Annotated in this window: 15 protein-coding genes; 3 read left to right on the top strand and 12 right to left on the bottom strand. The window is 58.6% G+C overall.

The window, feature by feature from the left end; translation table 11 throughout:
* Nucleotides 1-68: 68 nt before the first annotated feature.
* Genes N4Q37_RS22230 through N4Q37_RS22205 form a run of 6 tightly spaced genes read right to left on the bottom strand, consistent with a single transcriptional unit; the run spans nt 69 to nt 6,022 of the window.
* Entirely contained in the window at nt 69-1,811 is a 1,743-nt protein-coding gene (locus N4Q37_RS22230; RefSeq protein ID WP_260961787.1) for an ABC transporter substrate-binding protein, read from the bottom strand.
* 50 nt (nt 1,812-1,861) lie between these two features.
* A complete protein-coding gene (locus tag N4Q37_RS22225) occupies nt 1,862-2,134 on the bottom strand; it encodes a DUF2160 domain-containing protein (protein ID WP_260961786.1) in 273 nt (90 codons plus the stop codon).
* 10 nt (nt 2,135-2,144) lie between these two features.
* Entirely contained in the window at nt 2,145-2,945 is an 801-nt protein-coding gene (locus N4Q37_RS22220; RefSeq protein ID WP_260961785.1) for a carbohydrate ABC transporter permease, read from the bottom strand.
* A 10-nt stretch (nt 2,946-2,955) separates the two neighbouring features.
* Nucleotides 2,956-3,822 (bottom strand): carbohydrate ABC transporter permease, encoded by an 867-nt coding sequence (locus tag N4Q37_RS22215; RefSeq protein WP_260961784.1) that lies wholly within the window; start codon nt 3,820-3,822, stop codon nt 2,956-2,958.
* Entirely contained in the window at nt 3,819-4,928 is a 1,110-nt protein-coding gene (locus N4Q37_RS22210; RefSeq protein WP_260961782.1) for an ABC transporter ATP-binding protein, read from the bottom strand. The genes N4Q37_RS22215 and N4Q37_RS22210 overlap by 4 nt, the downstream gene beginning before the upstream one ends.
* Nucleotides 4,928-6,022: an ABC transporter ATP-binding protein gene (locus N4Q37_RS22205; protein WP_260961781.1), complete on the bottom strand. Its 1,095-nt coding sequence runs from the start codon at nt 6,020-6,022 to the stop codon at nt 4,928-4,930. Before N4Q37_RS22205 ends, N4Q37_RS22210 begins: the two co-directional genes overlap by 1 nt.
* Nucleotides 6,023-6,315: 293 nt before the next feature.
* Between N4Q37_RS22205 and N4Q37_RS22200 the strand changes: the two genes are divergently transcribed.
* Nucleotides 6,316-8,178 carry a sigma-54-dependent Fis family transcriptional regulator gene (locus tag N4Q37_RS22200; protein ID WP_260961780.1) on the top strand — a complete coding sequence of 621 codons (1,863 nt, stop codon included), beginning with the start codon at nt 6,316-6,318 and terminating at the stop codon, nt 8,176-8,178.
* Between the two features lie 52 nt (nt 8,179-8,230).
* Here the strand turns inward: N4Q37_RS22200 and N4Q37_RS22195 are convergent, their stop codons facing one another.
* Nucleotides 8,231-8,743, bottom strand: coding sequence for an RcnB family protein (locus tag N4Q37_RS22195; RefSeq protein ID WP_260961779.1), 513 nt, complete (start codon nt 8,741-8,743; stop codon nt 8,231-8,233).
* 711 nt (nt 8,744-9,454) lie between these two features.
* Nucleotides 9,455-9,973 (bottom strand): DUF4765 family protein, encoded by a 519-nt coding sequence (locus N4Q37_RS22185; RefSeq protein WP_260961777.1) that lies wholly within the window; start codon nt 9,971-9,973, stop codon nt 9,455-9,457.
* Between the two features lie 332 nt (nt 9,974-10,305).
* Between N4Q37_RS22185 and N4Q37_RS22180 the strand changes: the two genes are divergently transcribed.
* The gene (locus N4Q37_RS22180) at nt 10,306-10,734 is read left to right on the top strand and encodes a DUF2628 domain-containing protein (RefSeq protein WP_260961776.1); all 429 of its coding nucleotides are present in this window, start codon (nt 10,306-10,308) and stop codon (nt 10,732-10,734) included.
* 88 nt (nt 10,735-10,822) lie between these two features.
* Here the strand turns inward: N4Q37_RS22180 and N4Q37_RS22175 are convergent, their stop codons facing one another.
* The 4 genes from N4Q37_RS22175 to N4Q37_RS22160 all read right to left on the bottom strand — a co-directional run bounded on the left by N4Q37_RS22175 (nt 10,823) and on the right by N4Q37_RS22160 (nt 14,501).
* Nucleotides 10,823-11,113 carry a YceK/YidQ family lipoprotein gene (locus tag N4Q37_RS22175; protein WP_260961775.1) on the bottom strand — a complete coding sequence of 97 codons (291 nt, stop codon included), beginning with the start codon at nt 11,111-11,113 and terminating at the stop codon, nt 10,823-10,825.
* Nucleotides 11,114-11,138: 25 nt separating this feature from the next.
* Entirely contained in the window at nt 11,139-11,552 is a 414-nt protein-coding gene (locus N4Q37_RS22170; RefSeq protein WP_260961774.1) for a hypothetical protein, read from the bottom strand.
* Nucleotides 11,553-11,573: 21 nt separating this feature from the next.
* Nucleotides 11,574-13,556: a methyl-accepting chemotaxis protein gene (locus tag N4Q37_RS28135; RefSeq protein ID WP_260961773.1), complete on the bottom strand. Its 1,983-nt coding sequence runs from the start codon at nt 13,554-13,556 to the stop codon at nt 11,574-11,576.
* Nucleotides 13,557-14,045: 489 nt separating this feature from the next.
* Nucleotides 14,046-14,501 (bottom strand): PACE efflux transporter, encoded by a 456-nt coding sequence (locus N4Q37_RS22160; protein WP_260961770.1) that lies wholly within the window; start codon nt 14,499-14,501, stop codon nt 14,046-14,048.
* 108 nt (nt 14,502-14,609) lie between these two features.
* Here N4Q37_RS22160 and N4Q37_RS22155 point away from each other — a divergent pair, with 108 nt between their 5' ends.
* Complete coding sequence (locus N4Q37_RS22155) at nt 14,610-15,494, top strand: LysR substrate-binding domain-containing protein (RefSeq protein WP_260961769.1); 885 nt, start codon at nt 14,610-14,612, stop codon at nt 15,492-15,494.
* The last annotated feature ends 106 nt before the right edge of the window (nt 15,495-15,600 follow it).

Raw genomic sequence — 15,600 nt, 5'->3', positions numbered from 1 at the left:
GTTGTGCAAAGCCGCCCTAGAAACATGAACGGCACCTTTCGGTGCCGTTTTTTTATTGCAGGGGATGCTTACTTGCGGGCTGCCTCCCAGGATTTCAGCAGCTCGGCGTAGCTCACGGTTTCGCCTTTCGGTTTCTCGTTCGCCAGTTTCGGCTTCGGTGCACCCGGTTGGTCGAACCAGTATTGCGCGTCGCGCTCGGGGTTCATTTTCGGCGCGCAGGTGGCTTGGGCCTTGGAGCGTTCCAGACGGGTCATGATCGCGTCCTGATCCTTGGCCAGGCCGTCGAGTGCCTGTTGCGGAGTCTTCTCGCCGCTGGCAGCTTCGGCGATGTGGCTCCACCACAGTTGCGCGAGACGTGGATAGTCCGGCACGTTGGTCCCGGTCGGGGTCCATTGCACGCGGGCCGGGCTGCGATAGAACTCCACCAGGCCACCCAGCTTCGGCGCCAGGTCGGTCAGCGCCTGCGAGTTGATGTCCGACTCGCGAATCGGCGTCAGGCCAACGATGGTTTTCTTCAGCGACACGGTTTTCGACGTCACGAACTGGGCATAGAGCCAGGCGGCGAGTTTCTGCTTCTCAGGCGTGGACTTCATGAAAGTCCAGGACCCTACGTCCTGATACCCCAGCTTCATGCCTTCTTCCCAATACGGACCGCGCGGCGAAGGCGCCATCCGCCATTTCGGCGTGCCATCGGCGTTCACCACGGGCAAGCCCGGCTTGGTCATGTCAGCGGTGAAGGCGGTGTACCAGAAAATCTGCTGGGCGATGTTGCCTTGGGCCGGCACCGGGCCGGATTCGGAGAAGGTCATGCCCGCCGCTTCCGGTGGCGCGTACTTCTTCATCCAGTCCACATATTTGGTGGTGGCGAACACGGCCGCAGGACCGTTGGTGTCGCCGCCGCGGGTCACGCTGGAACCGACCGGATGGCAATCCTCGACGCGAATGCCCCATTCATCCACCGGCAAGCCGTTGGGCAGGCCCTTGTCGCCACCACCAGCCATGGAGAACCAGGCATCGGTGAAACGCCAGCCCAGGGACGGGTCTTTCTTGCCGTAGTCCATGTGGCCGTAGACGCGCTTGCCGTCGATCTCCTTGACGTCCTCGGAGAAGAACTTGGCGATGTCTTCATAGGCCGACCAGTTCACCGGTACGCCCAGCTCGTAGCCATATTTTTCCTTGAACTTGGCCTTCAGCTCCGGCCGCTCGAACCAGTCGGCGCGGAACCAGTAGAGGTTGGCGAACTGCTGGTCGGGCAACTGATAAAGCTTGCCGTCCGGCGCGGTGGTGAACGACGTGCCAATGAAGTCCTTCAGGTCCAAGGTCGGCGAGGTGAAATTCTTGCCCTCGTTGGCCATCAGGTCGGTGATCGCTTCGGTCTTGCCATAGCGAAAGTGCGTGCCGATCAGGTCCGAATCGTTGACCCAGCCGTCGTAGATATTCTTGTCCGACTGCATCTGGGTCTGCAGCTTCTCCACCACGTCGCCTTCCTGCAGCAGGTCGTGGGTCAGCTGGATCCCGGTGATTTCACTGAAGGCCTTGGCCAGCACCTTGGATTCATATTCGTGGGTGGCGATGGTTTCCGACACCACGTTGATTTTCATCCCGCGAAACGGCTCGGACGCCTTGATGAACCACTTGAGTTCTTCGAGCTGCTGCTCGGCTGTCAGGGTTGACGGCTTGAATTCACTGCCGATCCATTTTTTAGCGGCGTCTTCATAGGCGTCGGCCCAGGCCGCAGCACTCAGCCCGCTGAGTGCCAGCATGGCTGCCAATGAAACGCTATGTCGCAGCTTATTGTTTTTATCGAACATAGAGACCTCCTGTTTGGATTTAAGAGCTGAGCGTCGATCGTCTGTCGCGACTAGCCCCACCGCATCACTGCCAACAGCCACACCCAGGACAACGCGAACGCTATCCAGATGCTCCAGTCGGTGGCGCCGATCACCAGCAGATGCAGGTAGGCGCTACCGAGAAGACCGATAAACAACCGATCGCCACGGGTGGTGGCAATCGGCAGGAAACCGCGCCGAGGGACGCTCGGCGAACGCAATTCCCACGTGGTCATGCCTGCCAGCAGCAAGGCGATGACGCCAAAGAAGGCCGCCGTGGGGACGGTCCAGTTCATCCATTCCATCATCGACTCCTCAGACCCGGCCCAGGGCAAAGCCCTTGGCCACGTGGTTGCGAACGAACCAGATCACCAGCATGCCCGGCAGGATGGTCAACACCCCCGCCGCCGCCAGCACGCCCCAGTCGATACCGGACGCCGACACCGTGCGGGTCATGACCGCCGCGATCGGCTTGGCATTCACCGAGGTCAGCGTGCGGGCCAGCAGCAATTCGACCCAGGAAAACATGAAGCAGAAAAAGGCCGTGACGCCGATGCCGGAGCCGATCAACGGGATGAAGATCCTGGCGAAGAACTTGGGGAAACTGTAGCCGTCAATGTAGGCGGTCTCGTCGATTTCTTTCGGTACCCCGGACATGAAGCCTTCGAGGATCCACACCGCCAGCGGCACATTGAACAGGCAGTGAGCCAGGGCCACCGCGATGTGGGTGTCGAACAACCCGATGGACGAATACAACTGGAAGAATGGCAACAGGAACACCGCCGGCGGCGCCATGCGGTTGGTCAGCAACCAGAAAAACAGATGCTTGTCCCCCAGGAACCGATAGCGCGAGAACGCATAGGCCGCCGGCAGCGCGACGCCCAAGGAAATCACCGTGTTCAGGCTCACGTAGTACAGCGAGTTGAGGTAACCGCTGTACCAGCTCGGGTCGGTGAAGATCACCTTGTAGTTGTGGAAGGTGAAGTCCTGGGGCCACAGGGTCAGGCTGCCGAGGATCTCGGTGTTGCTCTTGAACGACATGTTCAGCAGCCAGTAGATGGGCACCAGCAGGAACAGGATGTAGATCAGCAACGGGATCAGCTTTCTCTTGTTCATTGGGCGGGCCTCAACGGTTGGCGTCGGAGTGCGTCATGGCGGTGTAGAACAGCCACGACACCAACAGGATGATCAGGAAATACACCAGCGAAAACGCCGCCGCCGGCCCCAGGTCGAATTGGCCGATGGCCATCTGCGTCAGGGTCTGGCTGAGGAACGTGGTGGCGTTGCCCGGCCCGCCGCCGGTGAGCACGAACGGCTCGGTGTAGATCATGAAGCTGTCCATGAAGCGCAGCATCACCGCGATCAGCAGCACGCTCTTCATCTTCGGCAATTGGATGTGCCGGAACACCGCCCAGTTGGACGCCCGGTCGATCCGCGCGGCCTGGTAGTACACGTCGGGAATCGCCCGCAGCCCGGAATAGCACAACAGCGCCACCAACGAGGTCCAGTGCCAGACGTCCATCACCAGCACGGTGACCCAGGCGTCCATGGTATTGGCCGCATAGTTGTAGTTGATGCCCAAGGCGTTGAGGAACGACCCCAGCAGGCCGATGTCGGCGCGGCCGAAGATCTGCCAGATGGTGCCCACCACGTTCCACGGGATCAGCAGCGGGATCGCCAGGATGATCAGCACCAGGGACGACCATTTGCCCTTGGTCGGCATGGTCAGGGCAATGGCGATGCCCAGGGGAATTTCAATCAGCAGCACGCACGCCGAGTAGATGAACTGACGCAGCAGCGAGTCATGCAGCCGTGGGTCGAGTAGCACCTGCTTGTACCAATCGGCACCGACGAAGTAGCGGCTGGACTGGTCGAAAATGTCCTGCACCGAATAGTTGACCACGGTCATCATCGGGATCACGGCGCTGAAAGCCACCAGCAGGAACACTGGCAGCACCAACCACCAGGCCTTGTTGTTCTGCACCTTGTTCATGGCTGCACCTCGCTCAAGGGTTCCAGCAGGTATTCGTCGGCATAGACCATCAACCACTGCGCCGGAAAACTGATGTACGCCGTGCCGGCGGGCACCGGTTTGTCTTCGGCCAGGCGCACCTTCAGCGGCACGCCATCGAGTTTGAGGGTCAGGATCTTGTAGGTGCCCAGGTCTTCGACGTGGACCACATCGGCGCGCATCGCGTCGTCATAGGGCCCGTCCCAGACGTGGACGAACTCCGGGCGAATACCGACCTTCAGGCGCTTGCCCTCGGCTTCGGCCACGCGCTGTTGCAAGGTGTCGGACAACGGCAAGACGGTCGACCCGAAGCCGACGCCGCCAGGTTGCGGCGTGACCTCGATCAGGTTCATCCCCGGGCTGCCGATGAAATAGCCGACGAAGGTGTGGCTCGGGCGCTCGAACAATTCACGGGGCGTGCCGAACTGCACGATCTGGCCGCCATACATCACCGCGATCTTGTCGGCGAAGGTCGAGGCCTCCAACTGATCGTGGGTGACGTAGACCATGGTGATGTTGAACTGCTCGTGGATCTGCTTGAGCTTGCGCCGCAGCTTCCATTTCAGGTGCGGGTCGATCACCGTCAGCGGCTCGTCGAACAGGATCGCCGACACATCGTCGCGCACCAGCCCGCGCCCCATGGAGACCTTCTGTTTTTCGTCGGCGGTGAGGTTGCGGGCCTTTTTATCCAGCAGGTTCTGCAGGTCCAGGACCTCAGCGATTTCCTGCACCTTGGTGTGGATGCGCGCCTCGGCCATGCCTTGGTTGCGCAGCGGGAACGCCAGGTTGTCGAACACCGTCATGGTGTCGTAGACCACCGGGAACTGGAACACCTGGGCGATGTTGCGCCGCTCCGGAGACAGCTCGTTGACGATCTTGCTGTCGAACATCACCTGCCCCTCGGAAGGGCTGAGCAGGCCGGAAATGATGTTGAGCAAGGTGGATTTGCCGCAGCCCGAAGGCCCGAGCAAGGCATAGGCGCCGCCCTGTTCCCAGATGTGGTTCATCTCGCGGATCGCGTAGTCCTCGGGGCCCGCCGGGGTGCTGGTGTAGCTGTGGGCGAGGTTCTGCAAACGAATTTCAGCCATCAGGCAACCCTCGCGATACGCTGGCCCGGTGCCTGGACCAACTTGCCCTGGGCATCGAAGACAAACAGTTTGTGGGTCGGGATGTAGATGCGGATCGGCGCATCGACGTCGTACTCATGCACGCCGGGCAAATGCAGCACCAACAGGAAATGTTCGTTGCGCACATGCAGGAACGTTTCCGAACCGCTGATCTCGGCGACCTCGACGGTCACCGCCAGTTCCAGGTCGTCGTCGTTGCTCGGCACCAGGGAGATGTGGCTGGGACGCACGCCGAAACGGAACTCTCCCTCGCCCACTGGCCGCAGGTCGACGTTCAGCGGGAAGTGCACGAAATTGGCGAAACTCACTTCGTTGCCGGCGATGCGCCCGGGCATCAGGTTGATCGGTGGCTCGGAAAACAGCTCGGCGGCCAGCACGGTTTGCGGCTGGTGATACACCGAGGACGATTTGCCGCTCTGGATCACCCGACCCTCGTGAAGAATCGTCGTAGTACCACCCAGGGCCAGGGCTTCGTTGGGCTCGGTGGTGGCGTACACGGCGATGGTGTGGCGGGCCTGGAACAGTTCCCGCATTTCCTGGCGCAGTTCTTCGCGCAGCTTATAGTCCAGGTTCACCAGGGGCTCGTCGAACAGGATCAGCTCGGCGTCCTTGACCAGCGCCCGGGCCATGGCCGTGCGCTGCTGCTGGCCGCCGGACAGTTCCAGGGGATAGCGCTTGAGGAATTTTTCGATCCGCAGCATGCGGGCGGTCTGCAGGACCTTGTCCTGGATGATCTCGTTCGACACACCGGCCTGGCGCAGGGGCGAGGCAATGTTCTCGAAGACGGTCATGGTCGGGTAATTGATGAACTGCTGATAGACCATCGACACGTTGCGCAGCCGCACCGGGCGCTTGGTCACGTCGACGCCGTTCATCAGGACGCGACCGCTGTCGGGTTTGTCCAGGCCGGCCATCAGCCGCATGAGACTGGTCTTGCCGGACAGGGTACGGCCCAGCAGGACATTGAAGGATCCGGGTTCGAAACTCAGGTTCGCATCGTCGATCCAGGGCTGGCCCTCGACGGTGCGACAGATGTGCTCAAGCGTTAATGACATGGCTCGGCCTTTTTATTTTTGGAGTCAAGCGACCGAAGCTTAAAAGCGAAAGGCGTGCCAGAATCTTCAACACGCTGAATTTATTGGGCTTTAATGATTTCCGTAGGAAAAATGCGTTCACGGATGAACACAAGTGAACAGGCATGATTGAACAACTGAACAATTCGCCGATTGACAATGAACAATTCTGAACAACAATGAATGAGCATTTTCCTGGACTGGAGCAGCCCCGGCACAAGGAGTCTGTGCGAAACTCACCACAACAATAAAAACAGCTTCTGCGAGAGAGCCCCATGGCCGCACCAGCTCCTGCCTTGTCCCACGACGCCATCATCCAGGCCTCCTGGTCTCGCTGCCGCGCCTTTGGCCTGAACCATCAGAGCGTGCCCGCTTTCGACCAATTACCCGCCGAGGGCATCGCCCAGTTGCTGGAGAGCCAGCATTCGCTGGTGCAGACCACCCACCAGGAAGTGTTGCCGTACTATGAGAACATCCTCAGCAACTCCAATTGCCTGATCATGCTGGCCGATAACCAGGGCCAGGTACTGACCTCCTGGGGCACCCAGCGCTTCATCGAACCGAAACTGGCCCACGGCTTCAGCGCCGGGGCGAGCTGGATGGAGCGCTGCACCGGCACCAACGCCATCGGCACCGCGCTGGCCTGTGAGCAGGCGGTGCACATCGAGCATGACGAACACTTCCTCAAGGCCAACCGTTTCATGACCGGCTCCGCCGCGCCGATCTTCGACGCCGAGCGCAAGGTCATCGCCGTGCTGGACGTGTCCAGCGACAGCTACCTGCCCCCCTCCCATACCCTGGGCATGGTCAAGATGATGAGCCAGACCGTGGAGAACCGGTTGATCCTCAACCTGTTCCGCGGCGAACACTTCCAGCTGACCTTCAACACCGGCTTGAACAACCTCGACAGCCAATGGGCCGGGCTGCTGATTTTCGACGAGAGCGGCCAGGTGCTTTCCGCCAATCGCCGGGCCGACAACCTGCTGGGCCTGAGCCTGTCGCGGGTCAGCATCGAAAGCCTGTTCAAGGTCTCGTTGATGGAACTGCTCAACCAGCCCGACGGCCTGCCGTTCTCCCTGCAAGCGGCCGGGCGAAACCGTTTTCAATGCCTGCTCAAGCGGCCGAAACAGGTGTCGATCAAGCCCCGTCTGTTCACCGAACCAACGCCCGCACCTGCCCCTGCGTCTGCGTCTGCCCCGGCCGGCGATATCATCAGCCTCAACTCCCTGCACTTTGGCGACAACCGGGTGGAAAAAGCCGTGCGCCAGGCCGAGCGTTTGCTGGAAAAGGACATTCCGCTGCTGATCCACGGCGAAACCGGCGTGGGCAAGGAAGTGTTCGTCAAAGCGCTGCACCAGGCCAGTTCGCGCTGCAAGCAGCCGTTCATTGCGGTCAACTGCGCGGCCATTCCCGCTGAGTTGGTGGAATCGGAATTGTTCGGCTATGAAAAAGGCGCCTTCACCGGCGCCAATCAGAAAGGCAGCATCGGCCTGATCCGCAAAGCGGATCGTGGCACGCTGTTCCTCGACGAAATCGGCGACATGCCCCTGCCGACCCAGGCCCGCCTGCTACGGGTCTTGCAGGAGCGTTGCGTGCAACCGGTGGGCAGCGCCGAACTGTTCCCGGTGGATATCCGCATCATCTCCGCCACCAACCGCTCGCTGCGCGAACAAGTACAACTGGGCCGGTTCCGCGAAGACCTGTACTACCGCATCGGCGGCCTGACCCTGGAACTGCCGCCCCTGCGCGAACGCAGCGACAAACAGGCCCTGTTCAAACGCCTGTGGGAACACCACCGCGAACCCACGCAATGGGCCGGCCTGAGCCGCGAAGTGATGGAATTGTTCGAGCGCCATCCATGGCCAGGCAACCTGCGCCAAGTCAGCAGCGTGTTGCAAGTGGCCCTGGCGATGGCCGAGGAACAACCGATCCGCCCGGAACACCTGCCGGATGACTTCTTCGTCGACCTGGAGATGGAACCGGTGGAAACCCCGGAACCGTTGACGGTGGACTTGAACGACGTCGAGGACTTGAACCGTCAGTTACAGGCCGTGGGCGGGAATATTTCACACCTGGCGCGACGGCTCGGCGTCAGCCGCAACACCTTGTACAAACGCTTGCGGCAGGTCGAAAACTGATGCAAGGGCAGCCTCCAAAGAGGCTGCCCTTCATTTTATTGGGACCAGTGAGTCAATCGAACGCGCCGTTGAGCACTTCATAGATGATGCCGGTAGCGATCGCCACCAGGATCAGATCGGTGCCCACCTGCTGCCATTCATAACCGTCGTAGTGCGGCAGCCGCCCCAACAGGCGTCCATCGAGCTTCTTGGCGATGCCGGGAGGCAACGGCTTGCCCCGGGCGAGATTTTTCTGGATACCGGGCGGCAGTGCCGGGCCGGGGCTCCAATAATCGCGATAGCCGCCAATCACGCCAAGAATCCCGCTGCGGTCGATGCTCGGGCCATTGTGCCAATCGCCCCCACCGCCACCGGACGAGTAACCCTTGCCGCCCTGGTTACCCTTGTTTCCGGCATTGCCCTGCCCGCCTTTATTACCGTGCCCGCCTTTACCTTGTCCTTGACCCGGGCCTTGATCGAATTGAGCATTTCCCTTGCCGTTACCCGGGTCCGCGACAACCGTCGCGGGGCCCGCTACAAGAGCGAAACAGGTAACGGCAACAATCAATGAGCGCGATTTGAGCATGGTGGTCCTCGAAAAAAAGGATATTGCCCTATCAATGTAGACGTTAACGTTGACACTAGTTCCCCATCACCCCGCTCTCCTCCCCTAGGCTCGGTACGAAAAGCCTTGATACTCGTTCATGCTGCGTTGAAAACAGCCTGACCTTCGTCTCAAGACGTTTCGTACAGAGCCTAAGAGCAGTGTGTTGCTCAGTCGTCATCAAAAGCGCTTTGTATTATCAGTGACTTATTGGTGAGACATAGTGGCAACGTTGCCCGTGTCGTTGCCTGCCTGGCTGGGCTCCTGCCGTTCGTCACCTGACGAATGTGGTAACCAACAGCCCGTCGGGCCTGGCTCAGGCCTTGCTTGGGTTGGCCCAACAGCCCGGAACGACGTCTCTCTGACGCGGCGGCACACTCATCAATGCTTGGTCAGCAAACGGAGATATACCGTGTCAACGCTTAACGAAATCGCAGCGAACCACGCGAGAATGGCAAAGGCAAAGGAGCAAGAGTCGATACGGTTGAGTGCGCTTCAAAGCCAGATAGTCGCCAGCTTTGAGAGGCCGTCCACACAAACCACCCAGGAAATGCCATTGCATCTGCTGGTAGGGGTACAAGACCGTTCGTGTGGGGAGACGGCAGCCCTGGCTTTTTGACCCCGACATTGACTCATGAGTCGCCCGCTCGTGAACGGGCGACATGCCTTGTGCTCGAACGCTCCAGCCCTGCTTCAATCTGCATTAGGGAGCGCTTTTCCTTCCTGCGCAGACACCGGTGTGGGGTGCGGCAGAAAGACCGCTGAAACCAGTGGCGCATTCTTCAAGCAAATCCACCCACTTTCCCCGGCATCCCCGGCAATCAAATACCTCGTATTGATCTGTACCACGAGCCACCCGCCACGTCGTGCCCACTTCGCTGAATTGGCCGCGACAGAGGTGAACTCTGGCAATTTTTCCTGAGGTATCCCAGGCTGGGATCCCCCTACCTGGCTGATCATCTGTTGCATTGTCGGCGCTCCACAAGCCACATTCGGCGGCTCTCCTCCTGCACTTTTGGTGGTGACTGCCGCGTTGCAACCTGTCGCGCTCCCTCCTCGCACCAACCATACGTCTATGTGACGGCCAGTCCTTATGGCCTCGGCAATGACTTCTGTTTTTGTGACGACTCCATTCAAAGCGCTGACAATCCCACTTTCGTCCTTTGGAGCAAGTGTGCTGCTGGTGGCGGCCATGTTGACTTCCTCGTCCATGACGGCACCGACGAATGGCCGGGCCCGGGCAACGAGTATAGGTGGCATCAGACCTGGACCGGATTGAAAGTATCGGAAGGCGACTGACTACCTGACAGCCTTGGAACAGTAGGAACCATTGAAGCCAATAGAGTGAAACGCATCACAGACCCGACGACCACTTAAGTTGCCAGGGCGCAAAGCCCTACCCAAACAACCATAAAGCGGCAAAATAAACGCCACTGGCGATGCAGTTGAAACCCTCGTCAAAAAACAAAGCTATCCATGCTCCAGAACCGAGCACAGGATTTCTTGGAAGAAAAAAACATTCATGGAAAGCAGGAGCCTTGAACATGAGCACCACCGAAAACGTGCAAAGCAGCGGTAAATACAGCGCCAAGTGGCAGGAACGCTTTGACTTCTTTGAAACCTACGGCGCGCCCAATGACCCGCGCTACAAGGAAGCCCTCAAGACGCTGCCGGGCTTCAAGAAAAAACTGCTGATCAACGCCAACGTGATCGCGTTTTTCTTCGGCCCCATTTACCTGTTCGTCTTGGGCCTGTGGAAGAAAAACCTCGCCCTGATCGGCATCATCGTGGCGATCAACATTGTATTGAGCGTGATATTCGCGGTCATCGGCATGGAGTTCCCGCGCCCCTTGAACACCGGCCTGAGCATCGCCATGTCGATGATGTATGCGCTCTCGACCAACTACGCGTACTACCTCAAAGAAGTGAAAGGTGAACAAGGCTGGAACCCGTTCAAAGGCATGCGCCTCTGATTGCAGGCCTGGGTTGGCAAGAGCCCGCACCTCGCGATGAGTGTGCGGGCTTTTTATTTGTGGATAACAGCCGTTCGGCTCACACCCATCAATCTCGAGCAGGCTCTGAAGCAAACGCGGTGTACGGCAGGAACAGCGTATCGGCAACCAGGCTGAACGGCAGGTCAATCACCGCCAGCGGCACCAGCACGCGCAGGACTCCGGCGCTTTCATCCGTGGCAGCCTTGATCAGCTCAACATCCGTGGAGGTTCCACAATAGGGATGAGGGCCACACATGGGGCGATCGCCAAAGGTTTCGGAAAGCGTCGAACACCCGGTCAACAACATAACGGTCAACGCGCCTAAGAAAGATTTCATCAGTTGCTCAATAGCGGACAAGGGGCGTTCTTTTGCAGCTCGCGCACTACAACGGGCACGTGTTGGTAATTTCATAGTCAGCGCTGGGCGACGCGATCACCACCACCCAGCCTTTTGAAAAAGACAGGCCGTGCTGCTCGACGATGGCGCTGATCTGCGAGCAAAACTTCTTGGCGTCCTCTTCCGATCCGTCTATGGAGATGTTGACCGTACGATGCTCAGTCGAAAATTCAGATGCCTGGTTCAAGGCATCGTTGCCATCGAGGATTCGAGACAGCAATTCGGCATTCTCTTCAGACTTGTCCACCCCCCTGCTGTAGGCAGATTGAGCAGTCATGGCCATCAGCAGAAAAAACCCACCTATCACGAATCTGTTTCTCACGACATGCTCCTGAATTTTTTGGGAAGGAATATTAATGCATGAGCAGAGCACTTGATAACTGGATAACGGGCGATTCATCAGTCGCCCGTTGAGGCAATATCAGTCCTTGAATTGAGTCAACTGCTGGCTCAACGAACTGGCCTGACTGCGCAATTGCACGGACTGATCGAGCAGATGGCGGATCGCATGGTCGTTCTGCTCGGAGATTCGGCTGACGCCCTGGATGGCGACCGACAACTGCTCGCCGGTTGCGGCCTGGCTCTGGGTCTGACGCGCGACTTCGCTGATGCGCGTCAGGATATCCTGCGCATGCTGGCGAATCTGATCGACACCCCGGGAGGAAGTGGTCAGTTGAGCGACCCCTTGGCGCACCGCTTCTCCGACCTGTTGAACGTTGGCAACGGTGTTGTGTACATCCGAACCGATAGCACCAATCATGTCGCCGATTTCACGGGTCGAACGACTGGTGTGCTCCGCCAGCTGCCGCACTTCGTCCGCCACCACGGCGAAACCACGACCTTGCTCCCCTGCCCGTGCGGCTTCGATCGCAGCGTTCAGTGCCAGGAGATTGGTCTGGTCGGCGATGCTACGAATCACCGCAATGATCCCGGCAATTTGCTGAGAGCGTTTTTCCAGATCGCCCACAGCGCCGGCAACAACATCCATGGTCTGGTCAATGCGAGTGATCCCGGCCAATGTCTGGTTCATCTCTTCGGAGATATGCGAGGTCAACGCCTCAGTGTTGCGCGCCAACTGTTCAACGTCGTCGGCCTGCTGCGACATTTCGGTCACCGAGTGTGCCAGTGCGGTGACGCCGCTGGCCATTTCTTCAGTCGCGGTGTGCTGCGAAGCCGCTCGTTCGGCAACAGCCTGAGTCGTATCGCCCAAATGATCGGAGATTTTCATCAGTGCGACGCTACTGGTACGAATCGATCCCACCAGGTCGCTCAGGCGCTGGATGAACTGGTTGAACGCGGCAGCCAATTTGCCGGTTTCATCGCCGCTGCGCTGTTGAAAACGCAAACCCAACTCACCGCCCCAGGCCTGAATGCCGGTCGTCAAGCCTGATAACGGACGAATCTGCCACCCCAGCAGATACCAAAGCACAATCGCCAATGCCAGCAATGCCACCAGACCGATAACGATGGCGGTATAGAGGAACTCGTTAATGTCCGCCGTCGCCTCTGCCATCGGGTAGGCGACCATCAAGGACCAGGTATTTGGCGCCTTGCCGATATGCACCGGCTGCAGTTGATAGCTCCAGCCATCGCGCTGGAAGCTGTATGGCTGACCGGCCTTGATCGCATCCCTGGCCGCTGTCGGCAAGTCGTCGGCCGGCTGGTTCAAGCGCTTTGCATCAGGATGACTGGCGTATACACCGTTGCTGGACAACAGTGCGCCATATCCCTTGTAAGCATCGATCTTCGCCAACTGACGGCTGATGCTGTCAAGGGAAAGATCGGCACCCGCCGCGCCCAACGCTTTTCCATCCCGCAACAATGGCACCATCACCGATACCATCATGACTTTCTGGCCACTTCCCGTACTGTAGATATACGGTTCGGAGGCCCACGGTTGACGGCTGCGCACCGGCTGGTAGTAATACTGATTGCTCGCATCTTCCGGGAAATAACCGGTGAGCGCTTCCGATTGAACGGAGCCCGTCGCGCGCTGCCAGTAAGTCAGGTAACGACCCGTGGCATCGTGATTCGGCTGATTGACGTACTCACTGTCCTTGTTATCGAACGCATTGGGCTCCCAATACGTCGCGAGGCCAAACAACTGCGGGTTGGCCTCGAAGATTCGACGAGTCACGGCATCCGCGGTCTTGCGATCGACATTCTGCTGTTGCATCGCGGAGCCGGCACTACCAAGGGACTCCGCCACGGCAAAAGCGACCCCCAACTCCCCCTCCACCGTCTCGACATTGGCTTTGATAATAGCGTCGACCAGCGCACGGGTTACCTTGACTGACGAACCGTAAGAAATATAAGCGATGGAACCCAACAACAATGCCATGACGACGACGGTCCCAATCAGGGCCGTCGAGAATAACTTGGAGTGCAGAGAGCGATTGGACATGAACATTCTCAAGCGGGCAGTAAGTTAAGCAACACGCACCGCCAACAATATGGCGGTGTAATCCTGGCGGCGGATTATTCATAAGTAGTGTCACTTTGTCACCATCTTTCAATGGAGATTTAACAAAAGATTTCCCCTCTCATCTTTCTAGGAGAAAGACTATGACTGCATGATGACTTAGCCAGCATTTTTTCCTATCTGGATCTTATTGAACCCTGAACTTTGCTGATTACAGGTAGGCCTTCCCCTACTTAAAAACCAGCATCCCCCGATAGCCATCCGAGTCGCGTTTCTGATTATCGAATCATACTTAAACCTGCTTATCCGACCTCCGCATTTGCAATATCCTTATAATTACTAAATTAGATCACCCGAATAAAATTCATCGACAACCGTTTATCCCGGCTTAGAACGGCGAGCATGCTTAATACCAACAAGAAACGACAACCCCCGACGCCTTGTCCAAGAGCTGCCGCATTAGAAACTGACTCAGGGGGTGTTGGCGCTGGCCATAACATCCTGATCGGGCTGCGCCGAAAGTGGCACATCGAACACTCGATCAAACATCCATTGAAAAACCAGCGAATAGAAGAAGAAAAACACAAACAGTCCCAGATTGGTGACCAGTGCCAGCCAAAGGCCGATGCCGAGCCACGCCCCAACCACGGGAGTGAGAATCAACGTCAGCCCCCCCTCGAACCCCAAGGAATGAAGCAAGCGTCGTCGCCAATTGCGCTGGCGACAGCACTGGCGGCGCTCCCACCACTCGAACAGGCCATTGAACAGCATGTTCCAGGCCAGCGCCACGGCGGAAATCACCAATGACAGCTGGGTCGAATAAACCAAACCCTGGCCGTAGGTAAGCGCCAGGGCAGGCGCTACGAATAACACGCCGCCGACCTCATAGAGGATCGCCTGGAGAATCTTGCGGGAGGTACCTTGCATCGTGGCTCTCTCGGGTTGAGGGTGAGAAGCCCACAGCCTGGCAAGTTGAGCCTCCGCGCACAATTGAGCTAAATTGAACCACGCTCAGCCTGAGTAATCCTGCCGCCCATGTTCGCCAAACTGCCCCTCACCGCCCTGCGCGGCTTCGAGTCCGCCGCACGGTTGGGCAGCTTCAAGGCAGCGGCCCAAGAATTGAACGTCAGCCCCGCGGCGATATCCCACCAGATCAAAAGCCTTGAAACGTTCCTCGGTGTGCAACTGTTCGAACGCTCCAGCCAAAACGTGCGCCTGAGCGCCGCCGGCGAACGCCTTCACCCTCATGTACATCGCGCCTTGCTCGATCTCCAGCACGGTCTACAAATGCTTTCACCGACTTGTGCCGCGCAATCCCTGACGGTGAGTACAACGCCGGCGTTCGCCAGCCTGTGGCTGATACCGCGGCTGGGGGATTTTCATCGGCTGCACCCGGAGATCGACATCCGGTTGCACAGCAGCAACGACGTGATAGACCTGCGGCGTGACGCCAGCATCGATCTGGCAATCCGCGCCCTCTTCGCCCCCGACCCACACCTGTTCGAACAGCCTTTGCTGGACGAGTACTTTGGCGTGTATAGCCGCCCCGACTGGCAACCGCCGACAGCGGGTTCACCCATCGAACTGATCGACGTGCCTTGGCTAAGCGGCGCAAACGTGGCGGTTGACTGGCCTGCCTGGTGCGTCAAGGCCGGCACCCTGACTTGGCTGGATAACGCTCGTTTACGACGTTATGACGAAGAACAACATGCCCTGCAGGCGGCGATTGCCGGACATGGGCTGGTGCTCGCGAGCAACGTTCTGGTGGCTGAGGCGGTTGCGCGCGGGCAATTGATCGACTATCGACCTGAGGTGCGTTTGGAGGGCGCTCGGTATACGGTGGTGTGCGTGCCGGGGCGGGAGCGGCAGGTAGAGATTCGGGCTTTTAGTGAGTGGCTATTGGGACTGAACGGTGGCTGATGGTTGTGATCGGCTGGACCCGGCTTTAAGAGGGTGTCAGAAATTTTGTGTTCGGGCATAACATGAGTAAGAGGTGCATGTATGCCAACCAAAAAGAAACCGCTTC

It is taken from the genome of Pseudomonas citri, assembly GCF_025336485.1.
GTDB classification, from domain to species: domain Bacteria; phylum Pseudomonadota; class Gammaproteobacteria; order Pseudomonadales; family Pseudomonadaceae; genus Aquipseudomonas; species Aquipseudomonas citri.
This window is presented reverse-complemented; position numbering and strand designations above follow the sequence as displayed.

Bases quoted from the DNA above. Each gene is read 5' to 3' on its own strand.
- N4Q37_RS22200 (WP_260961780.1), top strand. From the start codon at position 6,316: ATGGCCGCACCAGCTCCTGCCTTGTCCCACGACGCCATCATCCAGGCC.
- N4Q37_RS22155 (WP_260961769.1), top strand. From the start codon at position 14,610: ATGTTCGCCAAACTGCCCCTCACCGCCCTGCGCGGCTTCGAGTCCGCC.
- N4Q37_RS22220 (WP_260961785.1), bottom strand. From the start codon at position 2,945: ATGAACAAGAGAAAGCTGATCCCGTTGCTGATCTACATCCTGTTCCTG.
- N4Q37_RS22210 (WP_260961782.1), bottom strand. From the start codon at position 4,928: ATGGCTGAAATTCGTTTGCAGAACCTCGCCCACAGCTACACCAGCACC.
- N4Q37_RS22180 (WP_260961776.1), top strand. From the start codon at position 10,306: ATGAGCACCACCGAAAACGTGCAAAGCAGCGGTAAATACAGCGCCAAG.
- N4Q37_RS28135 (WP_260961773.1), bottom strand. From the start codon at position 13,556: ATGTCCAATCGCTCTCTGCACTCCAAGTTATTCTCGACGGCCCTGATT.
- N4Q37_RS22215 (WP_260961784.1), bottom strand. From the start codon at position 3,822: ATGAACAAGGTGCAGAACAACAAGGCCTGGTGGTTGGTGCTGCCAGTG.
- N4Q37_RS22170 (WP_260961774.1), bottom strand. From the start codon at position 11,552: ATGAATCGCCCGTTATCCAGTTATCAAGTGCTCTGCTCATGCATTAAT.
- N4Q37_RS22230 (WP_260961787.1), bottom strand. From the start codon at position 1,811: ATGTTCGATAAAAACAATAAGCTGCGACATAGCGTTTCATTGGCAGCC.
- N4Q37_RS22195 (WP_260961779.1), bottom strand. From the start codon at position 8,743: ATGCTCAAATCGCGCTCATTGATTGTTGCCGTTACCTGTTTCGCTCTT.
- N4Q37_RS22185 (WP_260961777.1), bottom strand. From the start codon at position 9,973: ATGGACGAGGAAGTCAACATGGCCGCCACCAGCAGCACACTTGCTCCA.
- N4Q37_RS22205 (WP_260961781.1), bottom strand. From the start codon at position 6,022: ATGTCATTAACGCTTGAGCACATCTGTCGCACCGTCGAGGGCCAGCCC.
- N4Q37_RS22160 (WP_260961770.1), bottom strand. From the start codon at position 14,501: ATGCAAGGTACCTCCCGCAAGATTCTCCAGGCGATCCTCTATGAGGTC.
- N4Q37_RS22225 (WP_260961786.1), bottom strand. From the start codon at position 2,134: ATGGAATGGATGAACTGGACCGTCCCCACGGCGGCCTTCTTTGGCGTC.